At 42.9% G+C, this 25,350-nt stretch carries 17 protein-coding genes; 7 read left to right on the forward strand and 10 right to left on the reverse strand.

The window, feature by feature from the left end; genetic code table 11:
* Nucleotides 1-5 precede the first annotated feature (5 nt).
* Nucleotides 6-1,103 carry a glycosyltransferase gene (locus tag LA303_RS02805; RefSeq protein ID WP_240526419.1) on the reverse strand — a complete coding sequence of 366 codons (1,098 nt, stop codon included), beginning with the start codon at nt 1,101-1,103 and terminating at the stop codon, nt 6-8.
* 95 nt (nt 1,104-1,198) lie between these two features.
* Here LA303_RS02805 and LA303_RS02810 point away from each other — a divergent pair, with 95 nt between their 5' ends.
* Entirely contained in the window at nt 1,199-3,667 is a 2,469-nt protein-coding gene (locus LA303_RS02810; RefSeq protein ID WP_240526420.1) for a bifunctional YncE family protein/alkaline phosphatase family protein, read from the forward strand.
* Between the two features lie 136 nt (nt 3,668-3,803).
* Nucleotides 3,804-4,253, forward strand: a complete 450-nt coding sequence (locus LA303_RS02815; RefSeq protein ID WP_240526421.1) for a hypothetical protein — start codon at nt 3,804-3,806, stop codon at nt 4,251-4,253.
* 67 nt (nt 4,254-4,320) lie between these two features.
* Here the strand turns inward: LA303_RS02815 and LA303_RS02820 are convergent, their stop codons facing one another.
* From LA303_RS02820 to LA303_RS02835, 4 genes are all read right to left on the reverse strand, one after another.
* The gene (locus LA303_RS02820; RefSeq protein WP_240526422.1) at nt 4,321-7,077 is read right to left on the reverse strand and encodes an adenosylcobalamin-dependent ribonucleoside-diphosphate reductase; all 2,757 of its coding nucleotides are present in this window, start codon (nt 7,075-7,077) and stop codon (nt 4,321-4,323) included.
* Between the two features lie 253 nt (nt 7,078-7,330).
* Complete coding sequence (locus LA303_RS02825) at nt 7,331-7,699, reverse strand: sulfite exporter TauE/SafE family protein (protein WP_240526423.1); 369 nt, start codon at nt 7,697-7,699, stop codon at nt 7,331-7,333.
* 24 nt (nt 7,700-7,723) lie between these two features.
* A complete protein-coding gene (locus tag LA303_RS02830) occupies nt 7,724-11,032 on the reverse strand; it encodes a TolB-like translocation protein (RefSeq protein ID WP_240526424.1) in 3,309 nt (1,102 codons plus the stop codon).
* 99 nt (nt 11,033-11,131) lie between these two features.
* Nucleotides 11,132-11,968, reverse strand: a complete 837-nt coding sequence (locus LA303_RS02835) for a mechanosensitive ion channel family protein (protein ID WP_240526425.1) — start codon at nt 11,966-11,968, stop codon at nt 11,132-11,134.
* A gap of 197 nt (nt 11,969-12,165) precedes the next feature.
* On the opposite strand from LA303_RS02835, the gene LA303_RS02840 reads away from it, so the two are divergent.
* From LA303_RS02840 to LA303_RS02855, 5 genes are all read left to right on the forward strand, one after another.
* Nucleotides 12,166-14,439, forward strand: coding sequence for an FG-GAP-like repeat-containing protein (locus LA303_RS02840; RefSeq protein WP_240526426.1), 2,274 nt, complete (start codon nt 12,166-12,168; stop codon nt 14,437-14,439).
* Between the two features lie 303 nt (nt 14,440-14,742).
* A complete protein-coding gene (locus LA303_RS02845; protein WP_240526427.1) occupies nt 14,743-16,422 on the forward strand; it encodes a sodium-dependent transporter in 1,680 nt (559 codons plus the stop codon).
* Nucleotides 16,419-16,541: a hypothetical protein gene (locus LA303_RS13440; protein WP_262901552.1), complete on the forward strand. Its 123-nt coding sequence runs from the start codon at nt 16,419-16,421 to the stop codon at nt 16,539-16,541. The genes LA303_RS02845 and LA303_RS13440 overlap by 4 nt, the downstream gene beginning before the upstream one ends.
* Nucleotides 16,542-16,621: 80 nt before the next feature.
* A complete protein-coding gene (locus LA303_RS02850) occupies nt 16,622-17,545 on the forward strand; it encodes a ComEA family DNA-binding protein (protein ID WP_240526428.1) in 924 nt (307 codons plus the stop codon).
* Nucleotides 17,546-17,556: 11 nt separating this feature from the next.
* Nucleotides 17,557-19,020, forward strand: a complete 1,464-nt coding sequence (locus LA303_RS02855) for an MFS transporter (RefSeq protein ID WP_240526429.1) — start codon at nt 17,557-17,559, stop codon at nt 19,018-19,020.
* Between the two features lie 3 nt (nt 19,021-19,023).
* On the opposite strand, the gene LA303_RS02860 is transcribed toward LA303_RS02855, so the two are convergent.
* The 5 genes from LA303_RS02860 to LA303_RS02880 form a co-directional block, all read right to left on the reverse strand.
* Nucleotides 19,024-19,686: a rhomboid family intramembrane serine protease gene (locus tag LA303_RS02860; protein WP_240526430.1), complete on the reverse strand. Its 663-nt coding sequence runs from the start codon at nt 19,684-19,686 to the stop codon at nt 19,024-19,026.
* Nucleotides 19,687-19,729: 43 nt separating this feature from the next.
* Nucleotides 19,730-21,112: a sugar MFS transporter gene (locus tag LA303_RS02865; protein WP_240526431.1), complete on the reverse strand. Its 1,383-nt coding sequence runs from the start codon at nt 21,110-21,112 to the stop codon at nt 19,730-19,732.
* 763 nt (nt 21,113-21,875) lie between these two features.
* A complete protein-coding gene (locus tag LA303_RS02870) occupies nt 21,876-23,348 on the reverse strand; it encodes a glutamate racemase (protein ID WP_240526432.1) in 1,473 nt (490 codons plus the stop codon).
* A 279-nt stretch (nt 23,349-23,627) separates the two neighbouring features.
* A complete protein-coding gene (locus LA303_RS02875; protein ID WP_240526433.1) occupies nt 23,628-24,218 on the reverse strand; it encodes a uracil-DNA glycosylase in 591 nt (196 codons plus the stop codon).
* An 11-nt stretch (nt 24,219-24,229) separates the two neighbouring features.
* The gene (locus tag LA303_RS02880) at nt 24,230-25,162 is read right to left on the reverse strand and encodes a polysaccharide biosynthesis protein (protein WP_240526434.1); all 933 of its coding nucleotides are present in this window, start codon (nt 25,160-25,162) and stop codon (nt 24,230-24,232) included.
* Between the last annotated feature and the right edge of the window lie 188 nt (nt 25,163-25,350).

Raw genomic sequence — 25,350 nt, forward strand, 5'->3', positions numbered from 1 at the left:
TTTATTTAGAGTAACCGTCTTAAAAGATGGTTAATCCGTGTTTTAAGTACGGCATAATCATTCTTTAAAAGGATGGGCGTATAATTTTGTGCTTGTTGTATGGCTTTATCCAGCTGGAAGTGGTGTTGGCTGCAGGAATAGTAAATTCCTTTCTCTTTTAAGGTACGGGCAAGGTAAATTTGTTCCGGTTGTCCCGGTGTGGGAACCAGGATGGCCCGTGTTTCAGTAGCGGCCAGATCCATCAGACTGCTGTATCCCGAACGGCAAATTACCCAATCAGAAGAACGCATCAGCTGTAGTATTTCTTTGTCGGAAGCATGTGACCGGATTTCCAGATTTTCCTGTTGTTGAAAGTTCTTTGCTCCCGGCTTTCCGGTAAGGATGCAGGCTTTGATGTTTTTGTCCTGAATTTGCCGGATAAGCAGCTGTTCAAATAGCGTACGCTGGGGTTCCGGCCCGGAAAGCAAACACAAAAGATCCCGTTTTTTCTCCGGATTTGCCCCGGTTTTTTGTCCGGGCTCTTCAAACCGGCTCAGCGGACCGATAAAATAACTTTCCGGTAAAGGCATCTTTTTAACATGCGATAAAGCACCTGACAGATTAGGGGTTCCGGCAAAGTCAGGAATCCAGAGTTCGTTGTGTTTCTTTATAAAACCATACATCAGTTTCCGGACGAGAGGTCGCCCTAATGCTAATACATGAGGCAGTAAAATATTCAGTTGATGGGTAACAAAAACAGTGGGAATTTTTTCAGACCAGAGTTCATACCGGTTATCCGAGATAACGGCATCAATTTTCTTTTCCCGGATGGTTTTTTCTAAAAAGGCATGGGCTTTTTTTGCTTCGGAGAGCATTGTAGGAATGGAAAAAGCCATTTTCAGCGCCTGGGAGCCTTTGGCTGAGTACTCGGGCCGGAAACCGGGAAACCGAAACCATTCGGTATCCGGAAATTCCTGTCGCAAAAAAGAGAGCGGATACCCGTCGGCACCCAAAACGACCTCTGCTCCGGCAGCTTTCAGCAAACGAATAACAGGAACCATGCGTGTGGCATGACCCAATCCCCAATCTAACGGACTGACCAGTATGCGCTTTTTTGTTGCCATTCGGAAAACAAAGGTAGGAAAAGCGGTGATACAAATTCGTTGTTTCGTTTGGGTTGATCATTCTGTGTATCTTTGCTTTTTTTAAAGGAGAAAGAATGAAACGGATCTTGACGATGAAAAGTGCTTCGGTGCTGATGCTGTTACTTTTTTTAGTGGCTGGAACGGTACAGGCACAAAGTAAGAAGCAGCCGGTTGAATTACCCGGAAAATATCAGCAGTTTACCCTTTTACCTAATGGATGGCGTCTTACTCCGGTGGGGAAACAGGTTCCTATCGGAGAATTGCCGTTGAATATGGTCGTGACTAAAAACCAGCGTTATGCCATTACTTCAAATAGTGGTATGGGCGTCAATTCCCTTTCGGTTATTGACCTGAAAACAGAAAAAGAAATTCAACGTTATGTGTTAAGTAATACCTGGGTGGGACTTACTTTTGGACCACACGACAAACGATTATATGTTTCCGGAGGGAACGACAATTGTGTGTATGTTTTTTCTTTTCAGAAAGGAAAACTAATGCCTGCTGATACGCTGGTGGTAGGTCCTAAATTCCCCAAAGGGAAAATTTCGCTTACCGGACTGGCTTTTGATAAAAGGCAGCATCGTTTGCTTGCTGTGTCGCAAAAAAGCAATAGTCTGTATATTATTGATTTGAAAAACAAACAGGTACTCAAAAAAGTGCCGATGCCCGGAAAATGTTACGATGTCCGGATCAATCATGCCGGAACGTATGCTTATATCTCGGTTTGGGGAAAAGCCAAAGTGGTGGAGTTTGATCTGAATAGCGATAAGATAACAAAAGTATATCCTACCGGCGATCATCCCAATGATATGGTAATCAGTCGTAATGATAACCGGCTTTTTGTTACCAATGCCAATAATAACAGCGTAACGGTTTTAGATCTGAAAAATAAAACGGTGAGTGAAACATTACAAACATCGCTGATACCGGATGCTCCTTATGGCAGCACCCCGGATGCTTTGGCGTTGTCTCCTGATGGCGAAAAACTGATTGTTGCCAATGCAGACAACAATTACCTGGCGGTGTTTAATGTGGAAAAACCCGGTTATGCCAAAAATCTTGGATTTATCCCGGTGGGATGGTATCCAACGGCTGTTCAGTATCTTAAAAAAGGGCGTATTCTGGTAGCCAACGGAAAGGGAATTTCATCAAGAGCAAATCCTGACGGGCCTAATCCGGAAAAAAGAAGACCAAAGAACTGGCAGGAAAATTATACCGGAACCATGTTTAAAGGAACGCTTTCCATCTTTTCCATGCCTGACAATACCGCCTTGAGCAAGCTGAGTAAGACGGTTTATGACAACACTCCTTTTATTAAAAAAGTAAAAGAGACTTACCATGAAAGTGTGATTCCGGCAAAACATACGGGGAAAGCCAGTGACAGTATCCGGTATGTTTTTTATATCATTCGTGAAAACCGGACGTATGATCAGGTTTTGGGAGATATGTCGGAAGGAAATGGAGACACTGCGCTTTGTTTGTTTGGAAAGAAGATCACTCCTAATGCGCACCGGCTTTCTACTATTTACACGTTGTACGATAATTTTTATGCTGATGCCGAGATTAGTGCCGACGGACATAACTGGTCCACAGCCGCTTATGCTACCGATTATGTGGAAAAACTGTGGCCGGTGAATTATGGCCATCGCGGGGCCTCTTATGATTTTGAAGGCGGTGTTCCGGCTGCGGCCCCTTCATCAGGATATATCTGGAACAATGTACTTTCGCATGGAAAAACATTCCGGAATTATGGTGAATTTTTGAATTTTAGTAAAAAACTAAAAGGGCCTTTTTATCCGCGCGATTCCATTTTAATGCCTTATACCTGTAACGCTTTTCCCGGATTTAATCTTTCGTTTCCTGATTTAAAACGGTATAAGATTTGGGCCCATGATTTTGACAGTTTAGTAAAAGCTCATGCTGTTCCTAACCTTACATTAATGCGTCTGCCCAACGATCATTGCTGGGGTACACGTCCGGGAAAACCTACTCCTGTGGCCTATGTAGCCCGTAATGATTATGCTTTGGGATTGCTGGTTGATAAGATCTCACACAGTCCGATATGGAAAAACAGTATCATTTTTGTAGTGGAAGATGATGCACAAAACGGACCGGATCATGTGGATGCCCATCGTTCGGTATTGTTAGTGATCGGGCCGCATGTAAAACGTCATTTTGTGGATCATACGATGTATTCTACTTCGGGTGTGTTGAAAACCATTGAGCTGATCTTAGGATTGCCTCCCATGACGCAATATGATTTGGCAGCTCATCCTATTTTGCATTCCATTACTGATACGGCCTGGTTGAAACCTTATACGGCCATTAAGCCTTCTGTGGATATGAATGCCAAAAACAAAAAAGATGCTTATGGCGCTAAATTGTCGGAGAAACTGAATTTTTCGCGTGAAGATGCGATCCCGGATGGGGAATACAATAAAATTATCTGGAAAGCGGTAAAAGGTGCCCAGGCAGTGGTTCCGGCACCGGTACACAGCGCTTTTGTCAATGAAAAAGCAGCTCCGGATGATGACGACGATTGAGTTTGCCTGGAGTGGGGAACCGGAAACCGTAGTTTCCTTTTTTGCGCCCGGGCAATAATTGATTTCTGAAAAGGTTATCTTTTACAAAAAGTTGAAAGAAATGATCCAGGTTAAGAAAAATAAGTTTTTGTTTTTTATGCTTTTATTTCCGGTGGCGCTGTTGTGGTCCGGGTGTAATAAAACCAGTCAAAATCCGGTTGATCCGCATGCTATAATTCGTATCGATATTGATCCGAATTCCACTTTTTATCAGGGGTTGAATGCCGTTGGCGGATGGACTTATGTGGCTAATGGCGATCAGGGAGCCACCATTGGAGCAGGCTCGCGCGGAGTAATTATTTACCGGGAAACACAAACCGAGTTTAAAGCGTACGATCGTCTTCCGCCCAACGACCCGGACAAATGTTGCAGTGACGGCCAGTGTACTCAGCTGGTTGTGGGTAATTATTATCCTTTTGCCAAAGACGAATGTACCGGAAATACTTATCAGTTACTGGATGGATCTTTAATAGAAGGAACCGGAGCGTATCCGATGATTCAATATCATGCGGTTTATGACGGTAGTCTGTTGCATGTGTTTAACTGATTAAAAAATAATAGAATAAAAAAGCCCGTTGTTTAAACGGGCTTTTTTATTGAAATGGTATTTGATTTTAGCCACATTTTGAATAACCACAGGCGCTACAAGTAAGACATCCATCCTGATAAATCAGTGCGGCTTCGCCACATTCGGGACAAACGTTATCTTTTACTTTTTCACCATCCTGCAAATAACGTTTCAGCGCTCTCACCACACCATTTTTCCAGGTGTTGATGTTGTCTTCTTCCACATTCAGGTTGCCTACAAGGTCCACTACATAAGGCAACGGCATCCCATGACGCAACAGACCGGATATAAGCCGGGCGTAGTTCCAGTAAGTTTTGTCAAACGAACGGGAAAGGCCCTCTACCGTAATTTTGTATCCCTGTTTATCTTCAAACTGGAAATCATAACGGGAATGTTGTCCTTTAATTTTGTTTTTGATAACCCATCCCTTTTCAATGGATGGCGGAAGATAAAAGTCATCGGCTTTTCCGGTAAAAATTTCGTAAGGTCTGCCGTCAAGAATACCTACCACAGCCACCCATTTTTCGTAGTTATTCTGAAAACGCAATACGTCGGCTTCCAGTACTTTCGGCCGGGGCGGAGCGCTGGTTTCTTTAAAAACTTTTTCTTTTTTCTTTTCATTGCTGACCAAAACACCGGCTCTGGAGCCTTCGCGGTAAATGGTCATTCCTTTACAACCGCTTTCCCAGGCCGTAAGATAAATGTCACTGACCAGTTCTTTGGGGGTGTCTTCAGGAATGTTTACGGTAACACTGATGGAGTGATCGACCCATTTCTGAATTTTTCCCTGCATTTTTACTTTGCTCACCCAATCGATGTCGGCAGAAGTTGCTTTGTAGTACGGCGATTTTTTAATGATTTCCTGGAGCTTCTCATCCGGGAGATCTTTTACTTCTTCCACGTTGTAGCCGTTTATTTTTAGCCAGGTTTCAAACTTGGGATGAAATACATTGAATTCTTCCCAGGCATCTCCCACTTCATCTACAAAAGAAACATTTACATTTTGATCGCTCGGATTGACTTTGCGTCTTCTTTTATATGACACCATGAATACCGGCTCTATTCCGGATGTGGTTTGTGTACAAATACTTACGCTTCCGGTTGGCGCAATGGTCAGCATAGAAATATTGCGCCGGCCCACCCGGACCATTTTTTCGTAAAGATTGGGCGCATTTTCTTTGATGCGAAGAATAAAAGGATTGTTCTTTTCGCGTTCGGGATCGTAAAGCGGAAAACTGCCGCGTTTTTCGGCCAGGTTTACAGAGCTGCTGTACACTTCTAAAGCCAGCAAGCGGTGTACCTGAACAGAAAAATTAATGGCATCTTCCGAACCGTAACGAAAACCTAATGCCGCCAGCATATCGCCTTCAGCGGTGATACCAATTCCGGTACGACGTCCCTGGAGTGATTTTTCACGAATTTTTTCCCATAGCCGACGTTCGGTATATTTGATTTCTTCCGACTCCGGATCGGCATCAATTTTGGCCAGAATAGCATCTACCTTTTCCACTTCCAGATCCACAATATCATCCATCATCCGGTGGGCAATGTGTACGTGTTTACTGAATAAATCCCCGTTGAAGTAAGCTTTGTCAGTAAATGGATTTTCCACATAACTGTACAGATTTATGGCTAACAACCGGCAGGAATCGTAAGGACACAGAGGAATTTCGCCACAAGGATTGGTAGAAACCGTTTTAAAACCTTTGTCGGCATAACAATCGGGAATGGATTCGCGGATCACTGTGTCCCAGAAAAGAATTCCGGGTTCGGCTGATGCCCAGGCATTGTGAACGATTTTGTCCCACAGTTTTTTGGCATCAATTTCTTTTTTGTATTTAGGATTGGGCGAATCGATCGGATACTGTTGAATATAGGTAGTGCCGTTTTTTACAGCCTGCATGAATTCGTCATCCAGCTTTACCGAGATATTGGCTCCGGTTACTTTTCCCTGTTCCATTTTGGCATCGATAAAATCCTCGGCATCCGGGTGTTTAATGCCGATGCTCAGCATCAGGGCTCCCCGGCGGCCATCCTGGGCTACTTCGCGGGTAGAATTCGAATATCGTTCCATAAAAGGAACAACTCCCGTTGATGTAAGTGCCGTATTTTTTACCGGACTTCCTTTTGGCCGGATGTGGGTTAAGTCATGACCTACTCCACCGCGGCGTTTCATCAATTGTACCTGCTCCTGGTCAATTTTCATGATGCCGCCATAAGAGTCGGAGGCGCCGTCATTGCCAATGACAAAGCAGTTGGAAAGGGATGAAATCTGATGTTTGTTTCCGATACCGGCCATAGGACTGCCTGCCGGAATGATATATTTGAATTTGCGCAGGACTTCATAGATTTCCTCTTCCGACAGCGGATCGGGATATTTTTGTTCGATACGGGCTATCTCGCGGGCAATACGCCGGTGCATCTCGTCGGGAGTTTTTTCGTAAATATTTCCCATACTGTCTTTTAAGGCGTATTTGTTAGCCCATACACCGGCAGCAAGACTGTCGCCATCAAAATATTCAGTGGCTGCTGCTAAAACCTCATCATACGAATAAGGATGTTCTTCTTCTTCTTCTTCATGTTCTTCATGGATATTTTCCACCGTTTTCTCCGCGGCATATTCTCCTTTCAAACTCAATTTTGCAATGGTCATATTCCACTTTTTATTTCCGGCTATTTCGGTTTTCTTTCTCTCTTCAAGCACCTTGTCGTAAAACCCTTTTTCCTGCTCGGTTTTTTCAGTTTTTACGGCTGAATCATTCATCGATTCATCATCAAACTTAAAGAGTAAATCGTTTTCCATAATCGTATAATGCTATTTAAAACAAGTTTATAATTAACTAAAATTCAGACGTATAAAAGTACGCAGGGCATTTTGCGAAACTTGTGCAATGTACAATACAAATTCAAATGTCCCCTCAATAATTTATTAACAGGCCTTCGTGAATAAAAAATAAAATGCAGAATTTGAATTGCTTAAGTCGGAATAACGTGGTGAATAATCGTGAAATTTTTTTTTGGCACAATTTTATGTGTAAAAAACAGTTTTTGATCGGTTATTTTGATAAAAAAAGCTTGACGGCTACAGCCACAAGGATAACAGCCAGAATCTTCCTTAAAATGGCTTGCGGAATATGAAGAGCCAGTTTGGAACCAAAATAACCTCCGATTAAAAATGCCAGGGCAATAATCAATGCAAATTTCCAGTTTAAAGCACCGGCTTTATAATAATTGTAAGCAGCAAGTAATCCAATGGGCGGAAGCATAACCGCCAGACTGGTTCCCTGGGCCTCATATTGGTTCATGCCTAAAAGAAATATTAGTGACGGAATGATGATAATCGCTCCGCCGATGCCGATAAGACCACTAAATATGCCGGCTATTACGCCGATAAGAATAAGCAGGATTACAATGGGAAAAGTCATTTTTATCATGATTAAAAAAGGATGTTAAAAATCGAGGTTGAGCGACCAATACCATTGGGGTTTTTTGGTAACTACACCGTCTTCCACTCCCCAGGCAACATCCGTACGTAAAAAATATCCGAACAGATTAATGCGGAAACCAAATCCAAAACCTTCAACAATGGGATCGCGCTGGGTTTGTACCACAGCATGAATGGGGCCGCTGTTTACAGTATTAATAAAAAGGGCGTTCCCCTCCGAATAAGGTGATGGACCGGTCCATGCGGTACCCACATCGGCAAAAGTGATGATTTGGAAGTTGCGTAAAAGTTTGGAGCTCAATGGGGTTTCGGAGAACATCTGAAAAACCGGCATTCGCAATTCCGTATTCAGCAGCAGGAAAGAATTTCCGTTACGGATGTTTTGTGGAAATCCGCGCATATTTACCGCCAGTGCCCGGTAGGCCCAGTCTTTATTTGGATCAACGGGGGTAGTGTTGTTGTATGTTGGGTTAAGCCAGTTGTCTACGCCTCCCATAAAATAAATTAACGGATCGGTTCCGCCGCCGGTACTTCCGGCCAGCCGGGTAGCCAGGATGAATTTCCGGTAGATCCGGTAGTAATACCGGTAATCAAACCCTATTACATACAGGTTATGATTTCCTTTGGAAAGCAACTGGTTGTATTCAGCAAATATTTTCCATCGTGAACCGGAATAAAGGTTCAGCCCAAGCCGTTTGGTTCCGTCGTAAACCAGTGATGTGGTAAATCCGACCCAGTTGTCAAAGGTCGTGGGCGCATTTAATGATGTAGGATCGGTGGCATTCAACACATGCATATCGCTTCTGAAGTGAGCCATCCCGCGTAAGCTGAGATTTTCATTAAAAGGCCAGGATAAAATATAATAGAGTTCGTGCGAGTGAATTTTCTCGAGATGATAACCGTCGGACTGGGAAGTGGTATTCCGGTGGAATAAAATTTCGCGATTCAGCCGTTTTTTGTAATTGGCATAGCTGAACATATATTCATTATCGATAAAATCACTATTTAACCGGAAACCGCCAATAATCCGGTGGTCTTCCATTAAGTCACTGATTCCTAATTTGTATCCCAGGTTAATGGAAGTATTATCGTAAGGAGTGTTTTCCGTATAAGGTTGGTAAAAAGTAGCAAGATAATTGTAGTTAAACTGGGTTACCATGCCGTTGATGGAGTATTCGGTATAGTAATTTCGTTTTTTGGGGAAAATAAAGTGACCATAAGCATCGCGGTAGCCTGTTTGTGAAAAAGCTCCGTAAATACTACCATAACGGTTGCCCTTTTTTTGAGAAAGCTTTGCCGCGGTGATTTCTTTTCCGTTTTTATCGAGATACAGCATTTGGAAATGTTTTCGGTGCCAAACCGGAGCTTTCTTTGAAGAAGAAACTGCTGTTGTGGTTTTTACACTCGCCATTCCAAAAGGAGCCCGGTTTCTCTGTTCTTTCAACCAGGCCGCCATGAAAACAGTATTTTCAGGATGGGTAGCCGGAGTTTCGGAGAATCCGTAAATTTTTTTCAGGAAGATCTTCCACTGATGGTCCTCTAAAATCAGTTCGGTATATTGTCCGGATTGTGTACAGACATGTTGCTCGATAACACTTCTGCTGTAATCGGTAACCGGTTTGGTGTGAATAAAATAGCGATAGTGAACGGCCGTGTCCACAGCACTGACGGTACTGTCGACCACGCCAAGCCAGGCATTGGCAATTCCGTTGGCATTGCTCAGATACCGGAAGGATTTTACACCGTAAGCTTCAGGTTGGGTTTCATTAAAAAATGGGGTATGGGTTAAGCGTTTCAAAACCGGATTGTGGTGTTGATAATCGTACAGGAATAAGTCGTATTGATGAGAGAAAAAAGGTTCTCCTTCTTTTAATTTAATGTCCAGCGTGTCGTGAATACGGTCGGAACTGAACAAAATTTGCCGGTCGTGGTTGATAAAAACCGGATGCTGATCGTCAGCTTTATCGTTCGTGATTTTTTCAAAAGAGCGGGCTGCCACATTAAAGACAAAGATATCGGAACTGCCGTTTTGAATGGCTGACATCACCAGCAGCCGGCCGTCTTCCGAATAGGAAAGACTTAAAACTTTTTGAACATCCGTTAACAAAAGTTTGGTTATCCGCTTTTTGCGGATGTCATAAAAATAGAGCCAGGGGAGACCTTTTACTTCGATGACAAAAGTAAGTATTTGTCCGCTGGGGTGCCAGGCCAGCAACGGATAGTGCCAGTCAACCGGGGTTTCGATAACCTGTCCTTTTTTAAAAATTGTACGGCTTTTCCGGCTCCGGTAATCATAAAGAGTGATTCTGTATTTCCCTGACAAATTCCGGATATAAGCCAGTTTGGTTCCGGTAGGATTGGGTACCGGCTGTAACAGCCGGTCCATGCTTTTTCTTTTTACCGGCAGGTTTCCGGAAGGGAGAGAAGCTTTGTTCTCAAAAGCCTGGTATTGTTTTTTGTAATAGTCAAACCATTCTTTCCGGACAACTTTGTATTTTACTCCGAGAACATTTCTGAAACCTTTATTCAGTCCACCGGCAATGGTGGTCATCCGGATAATATTATTTACGGTGGTTTTTCCATATTTGGCAGCGATAAAACGCCAGAAAGAAAATCCGGCACATTCAGCATCTGCTTTTTCCAATTCGTCTATTTGTTTGTAGAAACCGCTTAAGATCCCATCACGTAACAGGTTGTCATATTTTGTATTCCAGGATTCGGAAAGATAAGCTACATAACCTTTCTCGAACCATTCGGGGACATCTACTTTCGAGCTGATGGTGAGCATTTGGCTTACTGCGCCTTGCGATGCAATAGCCATTTGATTGTACAAAATGCCGGCGATTCCTTTTTTAATCTGATTTTCGAAGTTGGTGTGATCGCCATTGAAATAGAGCAGGATTTTATATTGCAGAACCGTGTTGAGACCACCTTCTTCAGTACCTTCTCCGTCATGAACCAGACCGATGTTGGTTTGTTTCATGTCGTTTAAAGTATTGAATACGATAAACCGGACTTTCCGGTTCAGGTCTATCCCGGTTTTGCTTTCCATTTTGGGAATTTCGTCAGCAGCGTATTCCGAAACGAAATTTGCCAACGGACGTCCGTTGCGATAAAAATAGATGTCAAAATCCGGAAATTTGTAATAAGTCCACAAAAATTGCTTGTATTGCACCCGGTTTTTCCCAAAAGTCATGTTCGACCCATTGTAAAACTGTGCCTGTAAGGGAAAAAACAAAGAACTCAGCAGAAGAGTCATTAACACTTTTCTGCTGAACTGTTGCAGGTTATCTATTTTTCCCGGTTTTAGCATAGATGACAGAGAATCTGACGTGCTAAAATAGGATATTTTTTCTACGTTGCAGCAGAATCCTGTGGAGAAAGCAAAAAACGAAGGTTTTACGAAAAGCAGTTATGCTTTATCCAGATGCACATCCATTTGCGGGAAAGGAATACTCAACCCGAATTGATCCGCATTTTTATAGAATTTTTCATTCATATCGAAATATACGCCCCAATAGTCTGCTGCCTTTACCCAGGCACGAACTGTTAAGTTTACCGAACTGTCGGCCAGCTCTCCTAAAGCAACAAAAGGTTCCGGATCGGTTAGAATGCGTTTGTCTTCTTTCATCATGTCGAGCAACATGGCTTTGGCTTTGTCGTAATCATCGCCGTAAGCAATACCAAAGGTCCAATCTACCCGGCGGTTGGGCTGGGTGCTGAAATTGGTGAGTGATCCGTTGGATAATGGTCCGTTGGGAATGAAAATGGTTTTATTATCTGGTGTGGTGAGTACGGTAACAAAAATCCGGATTTCTTTAACAACACCCGAATAGCCTTGTGCATTAATAAAATCTCCCACTTTAAAAGGCTTGAAGATCAGAATCATCACCCCGCCGGCAAAGTTTTGCAGCGTTCCGGAAAGCGCCATGCCCACAGCCAGTCCGGCAGCACCCAGAATAGCAATGAAAGAAGTCATTTGGATTCCCATCATTCCCATTACGCTGATGATCAACAAAACTTTCAGTAGAATGTCGATCATGCTTTTTAAGAAAGTGGTTAGTGAAATATCCAGCTTGCTTTTATCCATCAGCCGTTGGCTGCTTCTTACCAGCAGTTTAACAATCCAAAGACCGACAACAAGAACGACAAGAGCGCCGATGAGCCGTAATCCGTATTCGCTGACATAACTTGATAAGGTTCTTAATAATTGATTGAGATGAGTGCTCACAGTATCAAGGTTTTCCATTTGTTTTTTTGTTTATATTTGATAAAATAAAAGAATTTGGAGCAAAAATAGAAAAAAATGGGTAAACCGGTATTTGGGGGATAAAATAAGATTTTGCTGGTTTTCTTATTGGATTTTTTGGATGCCGGATTGTTTTTTGTGTTTGCAATACGAAGTAAAACAAGCCACATCATAGATAATTTTCTAATTTAGCGGCAATGAAAAAAGAACTCAAGAATATTTTCCTTTTGGGGTGGATGATAATTTTTTCGTCTGTACTGTTTTCTCAGAATGTTCCGGCAGTAAAGGCTGAAAAAGCTTCTTCCGAGAATCTTCTTTTCCCCTGGGCCGGGGGCATGAATAGTATCCAATTTGGCAGTGTGGATATTAACCGCGACGGGATAAAAGATCTGGTGGCTTTTGACCGGCAGGGTGACCGGATTATGTGTTTTATTAACAGCGGGAAACCCAATACCATTGATTATCAACTTGAACAACAATATGTAAATTGTTTTCCCAGCCTTTATTACTGGGCTATTTTTGCCGATTATGATCACGATGGCAAAACCGATATCTTTACTTACTCACCGGGCTGGGCCAGCATCATTGTTTACCGAAATGTTTCTACCGGTGACAGCCTGCGTTTTGAACGGGTTATTTATCCTTATCTTGTTTCGCAAACCGATGGTGGCCGGGTGAATTTATATGTTACTTATGCCGATTATCCCGGAATTGTGGATCTTGACGGAGACGGAGACCTGGATATTCTTTCTTTTTGGGGACTGGGCTCTTTTGTGGAGATGAATAAAAACATGTCGGAAGAAAAATACGGGAATGCCGATTCGCTGGATTATGTGAAAACCGAATATTGCTGGGGACATTTTGCCGAAAGTGAGGAATCCAATGCATTGTTTTTGGATTCCTGTGTCAGTGGAGCGCAAAAGGCAGATACACTGTCGCCCCGGTTGCTGAAAACAGCTCAGGAAGAGCGACATACCGGCTCAACTTTTTGTATGTTGGATCTCAATGAAGATGGGGTGCAGGATTTGTTGTTGGGCGATGTGGATTATCCTGGGCTATTTGCTTTGATAAACGGCGGCACGAAAGATTCGGCAGTGATTATTTCGTACGATACTCTTTTTCCCGACTATGGCGATCCTATCCGGCTTTATTCCATGCCGGCCGCTTCTTATATTGATGTGAATAACGACGGGATTAAAGATTTGCTGGTGTCACCTTTCGACCCCGGTTTGTATGTTTCTCAAAACAAACATTCGGTATGGCTTTTTTTGAATTCGGGCAAAAACGATAAACCGTATTTTAATCTGGTAACCAAGAATTTTCTTCAGGATCAGATGATTGATGCCGGCTCCGGAGCTTATCCGGTTTTTTATGACTGGAATCATGATGGTAAAATGGATTTGTTTCTTGGAAATTACGGCACTTATCAGCGTTCGTATTACGATCGCTATATTTTGCATTCGGTTTATTATTCGCAAATAGTTTGGTATGAAAATATCGGAACACTTCAAGAGCCTGTTTTTCAGCCTCAGGAACTTGATTTTGGCGATTTATTCCAACATCATTGGATTGGACTTTATCCGGCTTTTGCCGATTTAAATGGTGACGGACTTACTGATATGCTGGTAGGAAACAGTAACGGAAACCTGATTTATTTGCAAAATACCGGAAACAATACATTTACAATCGTGGACACCAATTACCAGGGAATCCAGGTAAAAGCATTTAGTGCACCGGTTTTATTTGACCTTGATAAAGACGGTTTGCCCGATTTGATTATTGGACAAAAAGCCGGAAATCTTACCTACTACCACAATGATGGTCCGGCCGGAGATCCGCATTTTTCTTTGGTTACCGACAGCCTGGGGAAAATTAATGTAACCGATTACAACCTGAGTTACGACGGATACAGTACCCCTTGTTTTTACCGGGATGCTCAAGGATATACCCGCCTGGTTGTGGGGTCGGAACAAGGGAAGCTGTTTTATTATTCCCAGATTGACGGCAATCTGGACGGGAAATTTACCGAATCGGACAGCCTTGGCTTTTTGTTGGATACTACCGGAGTGTCGTTCGACCGGGGAATCCGGACAGCCGCTGCCATGGCTGATATCAACGGTGACGGAAAACCGGAAATGGTGGCGGGGAATTTTAGTGGCGGACTGGAATTTTTTCATGCTCAACCGGAAGCGGTTACGGATGTTTCAAATATTTCCTTTGGAAAAAAACTGATCATTATGCCCAATCCGGCACGGGATTTTATTCGTTTTATGCTTCCTGAAAAGGAATCTCAACTGTCTGTTGACATTTTTTCTGCTGACGGTAAAAAGGTTTTCTCCGGCAAAATTTTACCGGTTCATAACCTGTGTGAAATTGATGTTCACCATTTGACCGGAGGCCTTTATTTTTTGAAAGCAACAGGGTTGCATAACAATTATTCCGGAAAATTTGTGGTGATTCAACACCCTTGACTTAATATTGGGGAGTAAGTACCGGTTTCGGTTTTTACTTTTTAAGATTTGGTTAAAAAAGTCTTTCCGTCCTTTTTTTCTTGCACAATCGAATGGATGGTAGTTGGAATCTTTGCGAAGCAAAACGGATGAAATTTATATCGAATAATTTATGCTGGCTATCCGTGTTGTAAGGCGAGAGAGAGTGTTTAAAAGTTGTTGGAATTTATTTGGAGTGGATAAAAACTTCCCGGGAAAACCGGAAAAAACAGACAATTTACTATACTTGCATTTTAAAAATCCTGAGTATAAATACAAATTACAATGGCAAAAGTAAAAGAGGCCTGGGGTTCGCGTGTGGGTTTAATTTTGGCAATGGCCGGCAATGCTGTAGGGTTGGGAAACTTTCTTCGCTTTCCGGTACAGGCGGTACAAAATGGTGGAGGAGCCTTTATCATTCCTTATCTTGTTTCGTTTCTTCTGATGGGATTGCCGCTTCTTTGGATTGAATGGGCCCAGGGACGTTACGGTGGTGTCCGGGGAAGCCATTCCACGCCGTTTATTTTTGATAGCCTGTCTAAAAAACGACTTTGGAAATATATAGGCGTTTTCGGTATTTTTACCAATATCGGAATTGTTTCCTATTACACTTATATTGAATCGTGGACACTTTCTTATACGTTTAAATCCATTGCGCAGAGTTTCAATGGAATGAGTCCTGATCAGGTCAGTGCGGCTTTTGACCATTATGCCGGCGTACACGAGGCCATTGCACCCGGTGCCGTAGCCATTAATTTCCCTACATGGGCCATTATTGCTTTTGTCATTACATTGCTGATCAATATTTACATCCTTTCACGCGGATTGAGCGGCGGAGTGGAAGTTGTGGCTAAAATAGCCATGCCGTTGTTGCTGATTTTTGGTGCTTTTCTTGCCGTTCGTGCCATTACCTTGGGAGCTACCGGGGTTCCGGGTTGTACTACCTGTAATTCTCATCTTGGTCTTGATTTTCTTTGGAAACCGAATGTGAGCAGTTTGGCTGATCCGAAGGTGTGGCTGGCGGCGGCCGGTCAGATCTTTTTTACGTTGTCGGTGGGGATGGGAACCATTCATTGTTATGCTTCGTATGTGAAAAAAAATGATGATATTGCCCTGAATGCCATGTCGGCCGGATGGATGAACGAATTTGTGGAAATCGTTCTCGGAGCATCCATTGTTATTCCTATTGCTGTAGGATATATGGGACTTGACTGGGTAAAACAAAATGCCGGTTTTATGATGGCATTTAAAACCATGCCTTATCTGTTTAGTCAGTGGGGACCGGTACTGTCTGCTCTGTCGGGTGTGGCTTGGTTCGGATTACTCTTTTTTGCCGGCATTACTTCTTCGCTGGCTATGGGGTCACCATTTATGGCCTTTATGGAAGATGAGTTTAACATGGGGCGCAAAAAAGCAGCTATTCTGTTGGGAATTGTGGTTTTTGTGCTGGCCGTTCCGACCATTCTCTTTTTCCAGATGGGTGTTTTCAGCGAGTATGATTATTGGACGGGAACCGTAGCTTTGGTTATATTTGCTCTTGGGGAGGTGATCCTCTTCTCGTGGATTATTGGTATTGATGAAGGATGGAAAGAAATAAAACGGGGAGCTGATATTAAAATTCCTTCGATATACAAGCCGATTATGAAATGGATTACCCCGTTGTTTATCATTATTATCTTTTTGAGTGCTTTGATTAAACCGGCAGGCGGAAGTGTCAGTGACTGGCAATTGGCTTTTCATCAGTTGTTTACAAAAGGATCGTGGCCATTTGCCAGTGACAGTATTATTTCACAGGTTTTTCATCTCGATCAGCCCTGGATATGGTTTAAAAATGGTTCGCCTACCGTTTTGTTTTTCAAAGATATGTCGCGTTTGTTACTTACGCTGACTTTTGTAGGACTGGCTGTGTTGGTGCACATTGCTAAAAATAAAAAACGAAAAAACGCTAAAATTACAGAATCATGAGTACAAGTGCTTTGATTTTTATGGTTGTGGTGCAGGCTACCGTTACGGTGGTTACGGCTTATTTTTTCATCCGGGTACTCCGGACTCCGCCAAAAAGTGAGGAAGAGCAGGAAGAATAACCCTGCAATATTTTCTGACCGGTAACGGATAAAAAGTTATCTTTGTGGGTATCCAACAATGACAGAACCGTTATCTTACCATGCGCCGGTCTTTCAAACAAGGATTACAGCACTTTTTTACGTTGACCCGTCGTGAACAGCGGGGAATTATTGTTCTCCTTTTTCTTTTGTTTTCCCTTTTTGTGTTGAATGCATTTTTTCCGGTATTGCTTCCGGTCAAAAAAGAAAACTTTGCGGATTATCAAAAACAAGTAGCATCTTTTATCCGTGCTAAAAAGTTATTGCAAGATTCATTAAAGCTAAGGCATCTTCAAAAAACAGGAAAGCTTACTTTATCACAAGCCCGACGGTTGCTTCATCCGGTTCCGGTTAATCCGGATACGGTAAGTGCCGAACAGTGGATAGCGATGGGATTGCTCCCGCGTCAGGCAAAAACCATCCGGCATTACCTGGCTAAAGGCGGTCGGTTTCGTAAAAAAGAAGACCTGAAAAAAATACATGGCTTATCGCCGGCTGAATACATGGTTTTAGCTCCTTTTATCCAGATTAAACCGGTTTCAAAAAGTGTTTCATCCCATCCCAAATTCAATCTTCGTAAAACCGAAATAAACCGTGCTGACAGTGCCCAATGGGTTCATAATTTGCAGTTGCCACCCTGGCTGGCCAAAAGAATTGTCAAGTACCGGCAACTGTTGGGTGGTTTTTATTCTCCGTGTCAATTGCAGGAAGTGTATGGGATGAAAAAAACAACCTACAACAGAATCCGGCATTATGTTTTTGCCGATACTACCCAAATTAAACGTATAAACCTGAATACAGCTTCGTTTAAACAGCTTTTGCATCATCCGTATATTACTTACGAGATGACCAAAAAGCTGGTTCGGGCACGGGAAGAAACCCGTGGATTCCAGAATCTTGAACAGGTAAAACAAATGACAGGATTTCCAGATAGCACATTCAATAAAATCCGGCATTATTTGTATCTTCGCCCCTTTAAAAATTAACCTTTATTGCAATGACAAAGATCAGCACTGTCTTCAAAAAATTTCCCCGTACATTTTGGATTGCCAACAGTATGGAATTATTCGAACGCTGGGCCTGGTATGGGATGTTTGCCGTATTGGCACTGTATTTGACCCTTTCGAGAGATACGGGGGCACTTGGATTTACCCAGTCGCAAAAAGGAAATATGATGGGAACGGTAACGGCCATCCTTTATTTTCTTCCCTTGTTTACCGGGGCCTTGGCCGACCGTTTTGGATATAAACGCATGTTGCTGATTGCTTTTGTGATTCTCTCATCGAGTTATCTGCTTATGGGAAGTGTAAAGAGCTATGCAGCGGTTTACGGTGCCTTTTTGCTGGTGGCTCTTGGCGCGGCTATTTTTAAACCGATTGTGTCGGCAACGGTGGCTAAAACTACAGATGAGACGACTTCTTCTATCGGTTTTGGTATTTTTTACATGATAGTGAACATTGGAGGATTTGTAGGACCGATTTTTTCTTCCAAACTGCGTCATATTTACGGATGGAGGATTGTTTTTATCATGGCGGCTTCTGCCATTGCGGTGAACATTTTGCTGGCCCTGTTCTTTTATAAAGAACCTGACCGGGTAAAAAATACCGATTCGTTTTGGCATTCGGTGAAAAAATCACTCATAAATATTTTCAAGGCTTTGGCCGATATGAAACTTACTGTTTTCCTGATTATCATGATCGGATTCTGGACCATGTTTAATCAGCTGTTTTATACGCTGCCGAACTTTATTGAACAATGGGTAGATACCCACATGATCTATCAGTGGCTGGCCGGAATTTCGCCTGAGCTGGCCAGGGTCGTGGGAACCAAAGACGGTACCATTGCTCCGGAAATGATGGTGAACCTGGATGCCGGATTTATCATCCTGTTCCAGATCTTGATTTCTTCGCTGGTGATGCGTTTTAAACCGGTCAATGCCATTATTTCGGGTATTGTGGTGGTTTCGATCGGTATCGGCTTAGCTTTTGCTACGAGTAACGGATTTTATGTGATTCTCGGTATTTTCATTTTTGCTATCGGCGAAATGGCCAGCTCTCCTAAATTTACCGAATATATCGGTCGAATTGCTCCGAAGAACAAAGAAGCGCTTTATATGGGAACTTCTTTTTTACCGGTGGCGGTAGGAAACTATCTGGCAGGTATTTTTTCCGGTCCGGTTTATCAGTCCATGTCCGATAAAATTACTTTGCTGGAACATGAAGTGGCCAAACGCGGATTACAAATTCCGGCCATTAGCAAAAATTTTACCCAGAACGATTACCTGAAAAGAGCGGCTGAGCTGATGCATACCGACCAGCACGGACTTACCCAAATGCTTTGGAATACGTATCATCCATACCGGATTTGGGTGATCTTCAGTACTATCGGCGTAATAACCATTATTGCTTTGTTCTTGTACAATAAATTTGTATTGGGAAGAGCAGAAAAAAGTAATGCTTAAGATTTAGCTGAAGTCCGGGTTTTCCCAGTAAGCATCCTCTTCATCGGATTCTTCTTCAAGCTCCCAGGAGTATTTTTTACGCTGTGGTCCCTCGTGGCGGTAATAAAAAGCGATGACCAGACCGGAAAACAGTCCGCCGAGATGAGATTCCCAGGAAATGTGTTCCTGCTTGGGGAAAAATCCGGGGATAGCGCCCCAAATCAAGCTTCCGTAAAGGAAAACAACGACAAGAGCCAAAGCAGCCAGTCCGTTGTTCTTACGGATGAGTCCGCTGAAAAACAAAAAGGAAGCCATACCGTAAATGATACCGCTGGCACCAATATGCCAGGCATCGCGTCCTCCAAACCAAACCCATATTCCGGTCATGAGCCAGACAAAGATCAATACTTTTAAAGCCAGTTCACGGTAAAAATAAAAAAGCGCAGTTCCTAATACCAAAAACGGGACCGTGTTGGCGCCAAGATGTTTCCACCCTTCGTGAATGAACGGTGACAGAAGAATACCCGGAAGTCCGTCGGCATGTAAAGGATGTACACCAAGAAAGCCAAGGTCAATACCGAATACCGATTCCACAAACCGGACAATCCACATCAGGACCACCAAAAAGAATGGTATGGTGAAAGCTGCGATCCATCTGCTTTTTTCCTGATTTTTTTCTAACGGCATGTGTTATTTTTTGAAAAGGATTGAATAACCTTTTCGTTTTTGATTAAACGGTTTTTGCAGCGACCACTTTTTTATGCTTATATCCGTTGATGCCGTAAAAGGCAATGTAAACATAACTGAACAACGGAATAATGTAGGCCATATGAACACCATACGCATCGGCGGCTACTCCCATGAGCAACGGCAATATGGCACCACCAAGAATCATCATCACCAGTAGCGAAGAACCTTGCGAAGTATGTTTTCCCAGGCCGTCAATGGCGAGAGTGAAAATGTTTGACCACATAATAGAATTAAACAGGCCAATACCGATAACCGACCACATGGCTAACGGTCCCTGGTTGAATAAAGCTGTCAGCAGCAAAATGATATTTACGAAAGCAAACAGATAAAGGGTTCGTTGTGGAATGGAACGTCCCAGGAAAAAAACGAACAGGTTAAGCAAAAGGAAGATTCCGTAAACCAATGCATTATCCAGACCGCTGGTCAGAATGATAATGCCGAAAGCCGCCAGCGGAATAGCGATCATGAGGCTGTATTTTAAGAGATTGTTTTTCATTTTACTGAGAGACACGGCACCGAGAAAACGGCCAATCATTTGTCCGCCCCAGTAAAAGGCCACATATTTACTGGCTTCGGCAGCTGTTAACCCGGCAATTTCCGGTAAATGCAAAAAGCCGATCATCATACTTCCGATACACACTTCGCCGCCGACGTACATAAAAATAGCCAGCATTCCGAATTTTAGTTGCCGGTATTGCAAAGCGCCAAATCCCTTTTCCACCGTTTCATTTCCGGTAAAACGGGGGAGTGGCATAAAAAAGATGAACAAAGCCATCAGCAGGAAGATCAAACTAAAACCAAGGTAGGGGATTTTTACGGCAGAAGCGCCGGTGGCATGTTTGAAAAAAACAAAGATCAGATAACCACCGATAACCGGACCGATGGTGGTTCCCAGCGAGTTAAATCCTTGTGCCAGGTTTAGTCGTGCTGAGGCAGAACGTGCCGGCCCCAGAATGGCAATATACGGGTTTGCGGCAATTTGCAACAGCGTAAATCCCAGTCCCATGACAAAAAGTGCCGATAAAAAGAATCCGTAAATGTGAAACTGTGCAGCCGGATAGAACAATAATGCTCCAATGGCGGAAACAACCAGTCCAAGAATAATTCCTTTTTTATATCCCATCCGGTTGATCGGATCGCCCCGGCTTACCGAAATGATAAAGTAGAGCAATGAACCTAAAAAGTAAGCCATAAAAAAGGCAAACTGGATAAGCATAGCCTCGGCATGATTCAATTGAAAAGCACCACGTAGGTAAGGAATCAAAATGTCATTTAACACGGTCATGAAACCCCACATGAAAAACAGAAAAGTGAGGCTGATAAAAGCGCCGGTATAACGGTTGGTTGATGTTTGTTTTTCCATACCGTAAAAATAGGAATTAATCGGTTTTTAAATAGCGGATTTTTACCTTTCTACTTAAAAAAATGAAAAGAAATTCTGGTTGGTTTTGTTTTGATTAAGGAAGAAATTCTACTGGTATTTTGAATACTTATCGGATCTTCCTCTTTCGCAAAATTCCCCATCTGAACCGTCCTTTTCACAAATTAAGACAAATTGGCTATGGGAAAGGATAAATGTTGAATGGGAAAAAGTCATTGGTAAAATTGGTCATTAGTCACTGGTTTACTGGTTGATCCCAGTAGTTAATATGTTTTGCTGTCATCCAGAACGGAGCGCAGCGCAGTGAAGGATCTCAAAAAAACTGGCAGTAGTTAAAATAGATTCTTCGCTACGCTCAGAAGGACAAAAAGGCTGATTGTTAATATTTTATTTGTTTTTGTCATTTGCTTTTTTGTTTTTTGGGGGTTCGTTTGCGATTTGTTTTTTTGGTTTTTGGAATTTCCCACTTTAGGCACTTCAAACTTTAGGCACTTGAAGTACTTAAAATGTGAAGTGTGAAGTACTTAAAATGAGTAGAATCCACAATTGTGTTCATAACTAATCCCAAAGGGATTAAACGTAAATACCCCTGTACGAAGTGCAGGGAAATAAATCCATCAGAAAATCATAACCCCGAAGGGGTTGAACACTGGGCTCTGAATAAATTCAGCGTCAATGGTAATAAGTCGTCCCTACAGGACTCCAAGTATCATACCGATGTTTATTCTGTTTTTCTTTGGGAGTTTTATTGTTGCACTTTCATGGAATTTTCAATGAGCGAGTAGGTAAGCGGGATTTTTACCTTTAGCCGGGTGAGCAATGCCGGTGAGAGATTTCTTTTGGAAAACGGAACCCGTTTTACATATTGTTGAATCTGCCCGGCTTTTCGTCCGTATTTGTAAGCATAGGTAAAATTCAGGCTGTCGGCAAGTTTGATGTTCGGATTATCCAGGTTGGGAACGCTGATAAAAAACCGGCTGTCTGACAGTTTTCCGTTGTTAAAAAGATGCTGTTTGTTCAGATAAACGTACAATTCTTTGGCGGTGTTTACGGCCGGATCGATAAGTGCGACCTTTTTTTTCATAAAACGGCGATAAACATATTGGCCGTTTTCTTTGTAATTGTAAGCATAGTGCAGCACTTTCCGGAAATTATCCATATAAAACGGATAATGGGTACATCCGAGAATAATGGCACTTAACCGGGTGGATGTTCCTGATTTTCTGATTTTTTCGAGCAGGGAAATAACATGATACCGGATGTAATTGTCCACGGTATTCAGCTGGATCTCTTTTGGATTGTCGGGTGTTCCGGTGAACAATACATGATTTCCGGAAAAATCGAAATGATACCGCTGCAGAATGGATTTGTCAATAGGGGCAATTTTATTGGAAAAAGAGGGGCCGCGGTAGTTTTTTCTAACGGAAGTAAGTGATGGATCAAGATAATCTTTTTCGCCGTCGATGGCGGCAGCAAGCCCTACGCCGGCTTGTTGAAATGAGGTGATCTTTCCGGTATAGCCCCATTTCTTTTTCTGCTCTTCCACCGTATTGGGATAGCCGTGTGATGCTACTGTTCCGGCAGTGGCCATGATGCCGATCACGGCATTGCTGTCTTTGGGAATATCTTCCAGAGCGCCCCGCACACCTGCTCCAATCACACCAATGACTTTTAACGGCAATCCGGCACGTTTTAAAAACTGTTCAATCTTTTTTTTGCCGTAAGCCGTGGCCGTATTACAAGCAATGACAATGGCTTTTACAGGAGGCTTGTCAGTCCGGTAATTTTTGGCGGTTTGTGACGGATAATATTTGTTGCCCAGCATAAACTGCATGTCTTTCATCACATGTTCCTGTAATAATTTGGTTTTATGATTTCCGGGATATTCGCCGTAAGGCATATTGGCTTTGTCGCCGAGATAAATAAATGATTCGGAAGAAAAGTCAATTTTGCCGTCTTTTCCTTTTTTATGGGTGCTGTTGTTAAAGTGGTCTGACCGCAGGATGGCATCCAAAACGGTGAGTCCGCCGGTACCGGAATCAAAAATTCCTACAGGCAGTTTGGCATCGTGCCGCGGGTAGGTTTTAAAGTTGATGTAAAAGAAACTCCCCGGATCGTTTAAAATAACCTCCTCAATATTGGTGTATTTGGGTTGGGGTTGATGACATCCGGCAAGAAATGCACCAACAAAAACGGTGATGAACAGAAATTTTTTCATGATACTGTTTGTTAAAATACGCTCAAATGTAGTAAAATTTTAACAAGTGGTTAAAAACGGTGTAAAAGAATGAATTTTTAACAACCGATTGGGCTATTTCTTTTTTTCGGTTAATCCTGTCCCGAAAAGTGACGGTATGGGATTTGCGGAAACGTTGAGCGTATTTCACTCCGAAGTACGGGAAAGTATCTCAAAGGGAAACGTCAAATGAAAACTTTCTCATCTCCAATTATGGCTTTGATTACTAAAATCCGTTGTTGTTTTATCCAGCACGGATTTTTAAACATACTGACAATAATGGTTTTTATCCACCAGCTCGCGATATTTCAGCACCACTTTTTTAAAATCTTCCCAGGCGTCTCTTTTTAGTCCGGGATTACGCAATAAGGCGGAAGGGTGGTAGGTGGGCATGACTTCGTAACCAAACCAGTTTTTCCATTGTCCCCGTTCGCGGGTTATGCGAGAAGAAGCCCCGAAAAAGGCTTTTAGGGCGGTGGAGCCAAGCAGAATGATTATTTTCGGACGAATGATTTCAATTTGTTGTTCAAGATAGGGAAGGCATGCGCTTTGTTCGGTGGGTGCCGGGGTACGGTTATGCGGCGGCCGGCATTTTACGATATTGCTCATATAGACTTCCTTTTCGCGACTGAAATTGCAGGCTTTCAGGATTTTTTCTAAAAGTTGCCCGGATTTTCCCACGAAAGCAACACCGGTTTTGTCTTCTTCGAAGCCGGGAGCTTCGCCTACGATTAAAATTGGCGCTTCCGGATTGCCGCTTCCGAAAACCGGTTGGTTTCGGGTGGCGTACAAAGGACATTGCTGGCAGGCTAAAACTTGTTTTTTTAATTCGTTGAGTGATTCGGTTGTCATGGATGAAAAAATTAAAACAAATTTTTAAAATGATTTTGTAAAACGGCGCGGGTGGCATTGCTGACAGGTAGTTTCCGTATGCAGGAGAATATTTTTTCCAGTGAGGGAGCTTCTGTTTTTAGTTGTGCCAGATGATGAAACCCCACAGCAACAGCCTCTTCGTCGGAATATGAAGCCTGGTAGAGTTTTTCTCCGGGGCGGGCTCCGATAATTTTCAGTTTCAGGTTTTTACCGGATTCAGCAATCATTTTTAATGCTAAATCTTTAATAAAAACCGGTTCTTGTTTGATGGAATAAATCTGGTGGTTTTTTCCGTTTTCCATCAGATAAAGCAGGTAAGAGACGGCTTCTTCTTTGGTGATGAAACGGCGGGCCATTCTTTCATCGGTAATACTCAGGTTTTTGTTTTCGGCTATCTGCCGGGCAAATATTTCGGTTACACTACCCGGAAAATCGTACAGGTTTGGCATGCGAAAAACAACAACATGGGGTGAAGCAGCGGCAAATAATTGTAAATAGCGTTCCATCAAAAGTTTGGTAATTCCTACTACGGATTTGGCATCGCGGGCCAGATCGGAAGAAACAAAAATGAACTTTTTCAATCCATGACGGCTTGCTTCTTGTAAAAGATGGATTGTAGCGATCAGGTTTACCTTTACTGCTTTCTCCGGATCTTGTTGTCCGGCCTGCAACCGGGCCACGGCGGCCAGATGAAAAAGTATCTCCGGTTGGTTTTTTGATAAAAAAGCTGTTGTTGCTGTTGGTGAGGTCAAGTCAACGGCACCGGTTTTTATTTGTGGGTTTTCTGAAAATGCAAAGCATTTCTGTTGTTGATGACACAAGGCAATGACTTCGGCATTTTCTTTGGCGGCCCAGGTTTTTACCAAAGCTTTGCCAAGGAATCCGCCGGCTCCGGTGACCAAAATGCGCCGTTTTTTGTTCACGATGATTTCTTTTTTACAAAAATACATGATTGTTTGGGAAAGTGTTATCCGGGGTAGCGAGAAAAGGGGGATTTTGTGGCCATGATGGGAGCGGCAGCGCCTGCCGCCGGATGGCCTGGTGGAGCCGGCCGGCATACAGCGAGCGCAGTAAGCTCGTATGCGGCCGTTGCAAAACCGGCCATGCAGCG

Source organism: Candidatus Sulfidibacterium hydrothermale (assembly GCF_020149915.1).
Lineage (GTDB): Bacteria > Bacteroidota > Bacteroidia > Bacteroidales > F082 > Sulfidibacterium > Sulfidibacterium hydrothermale.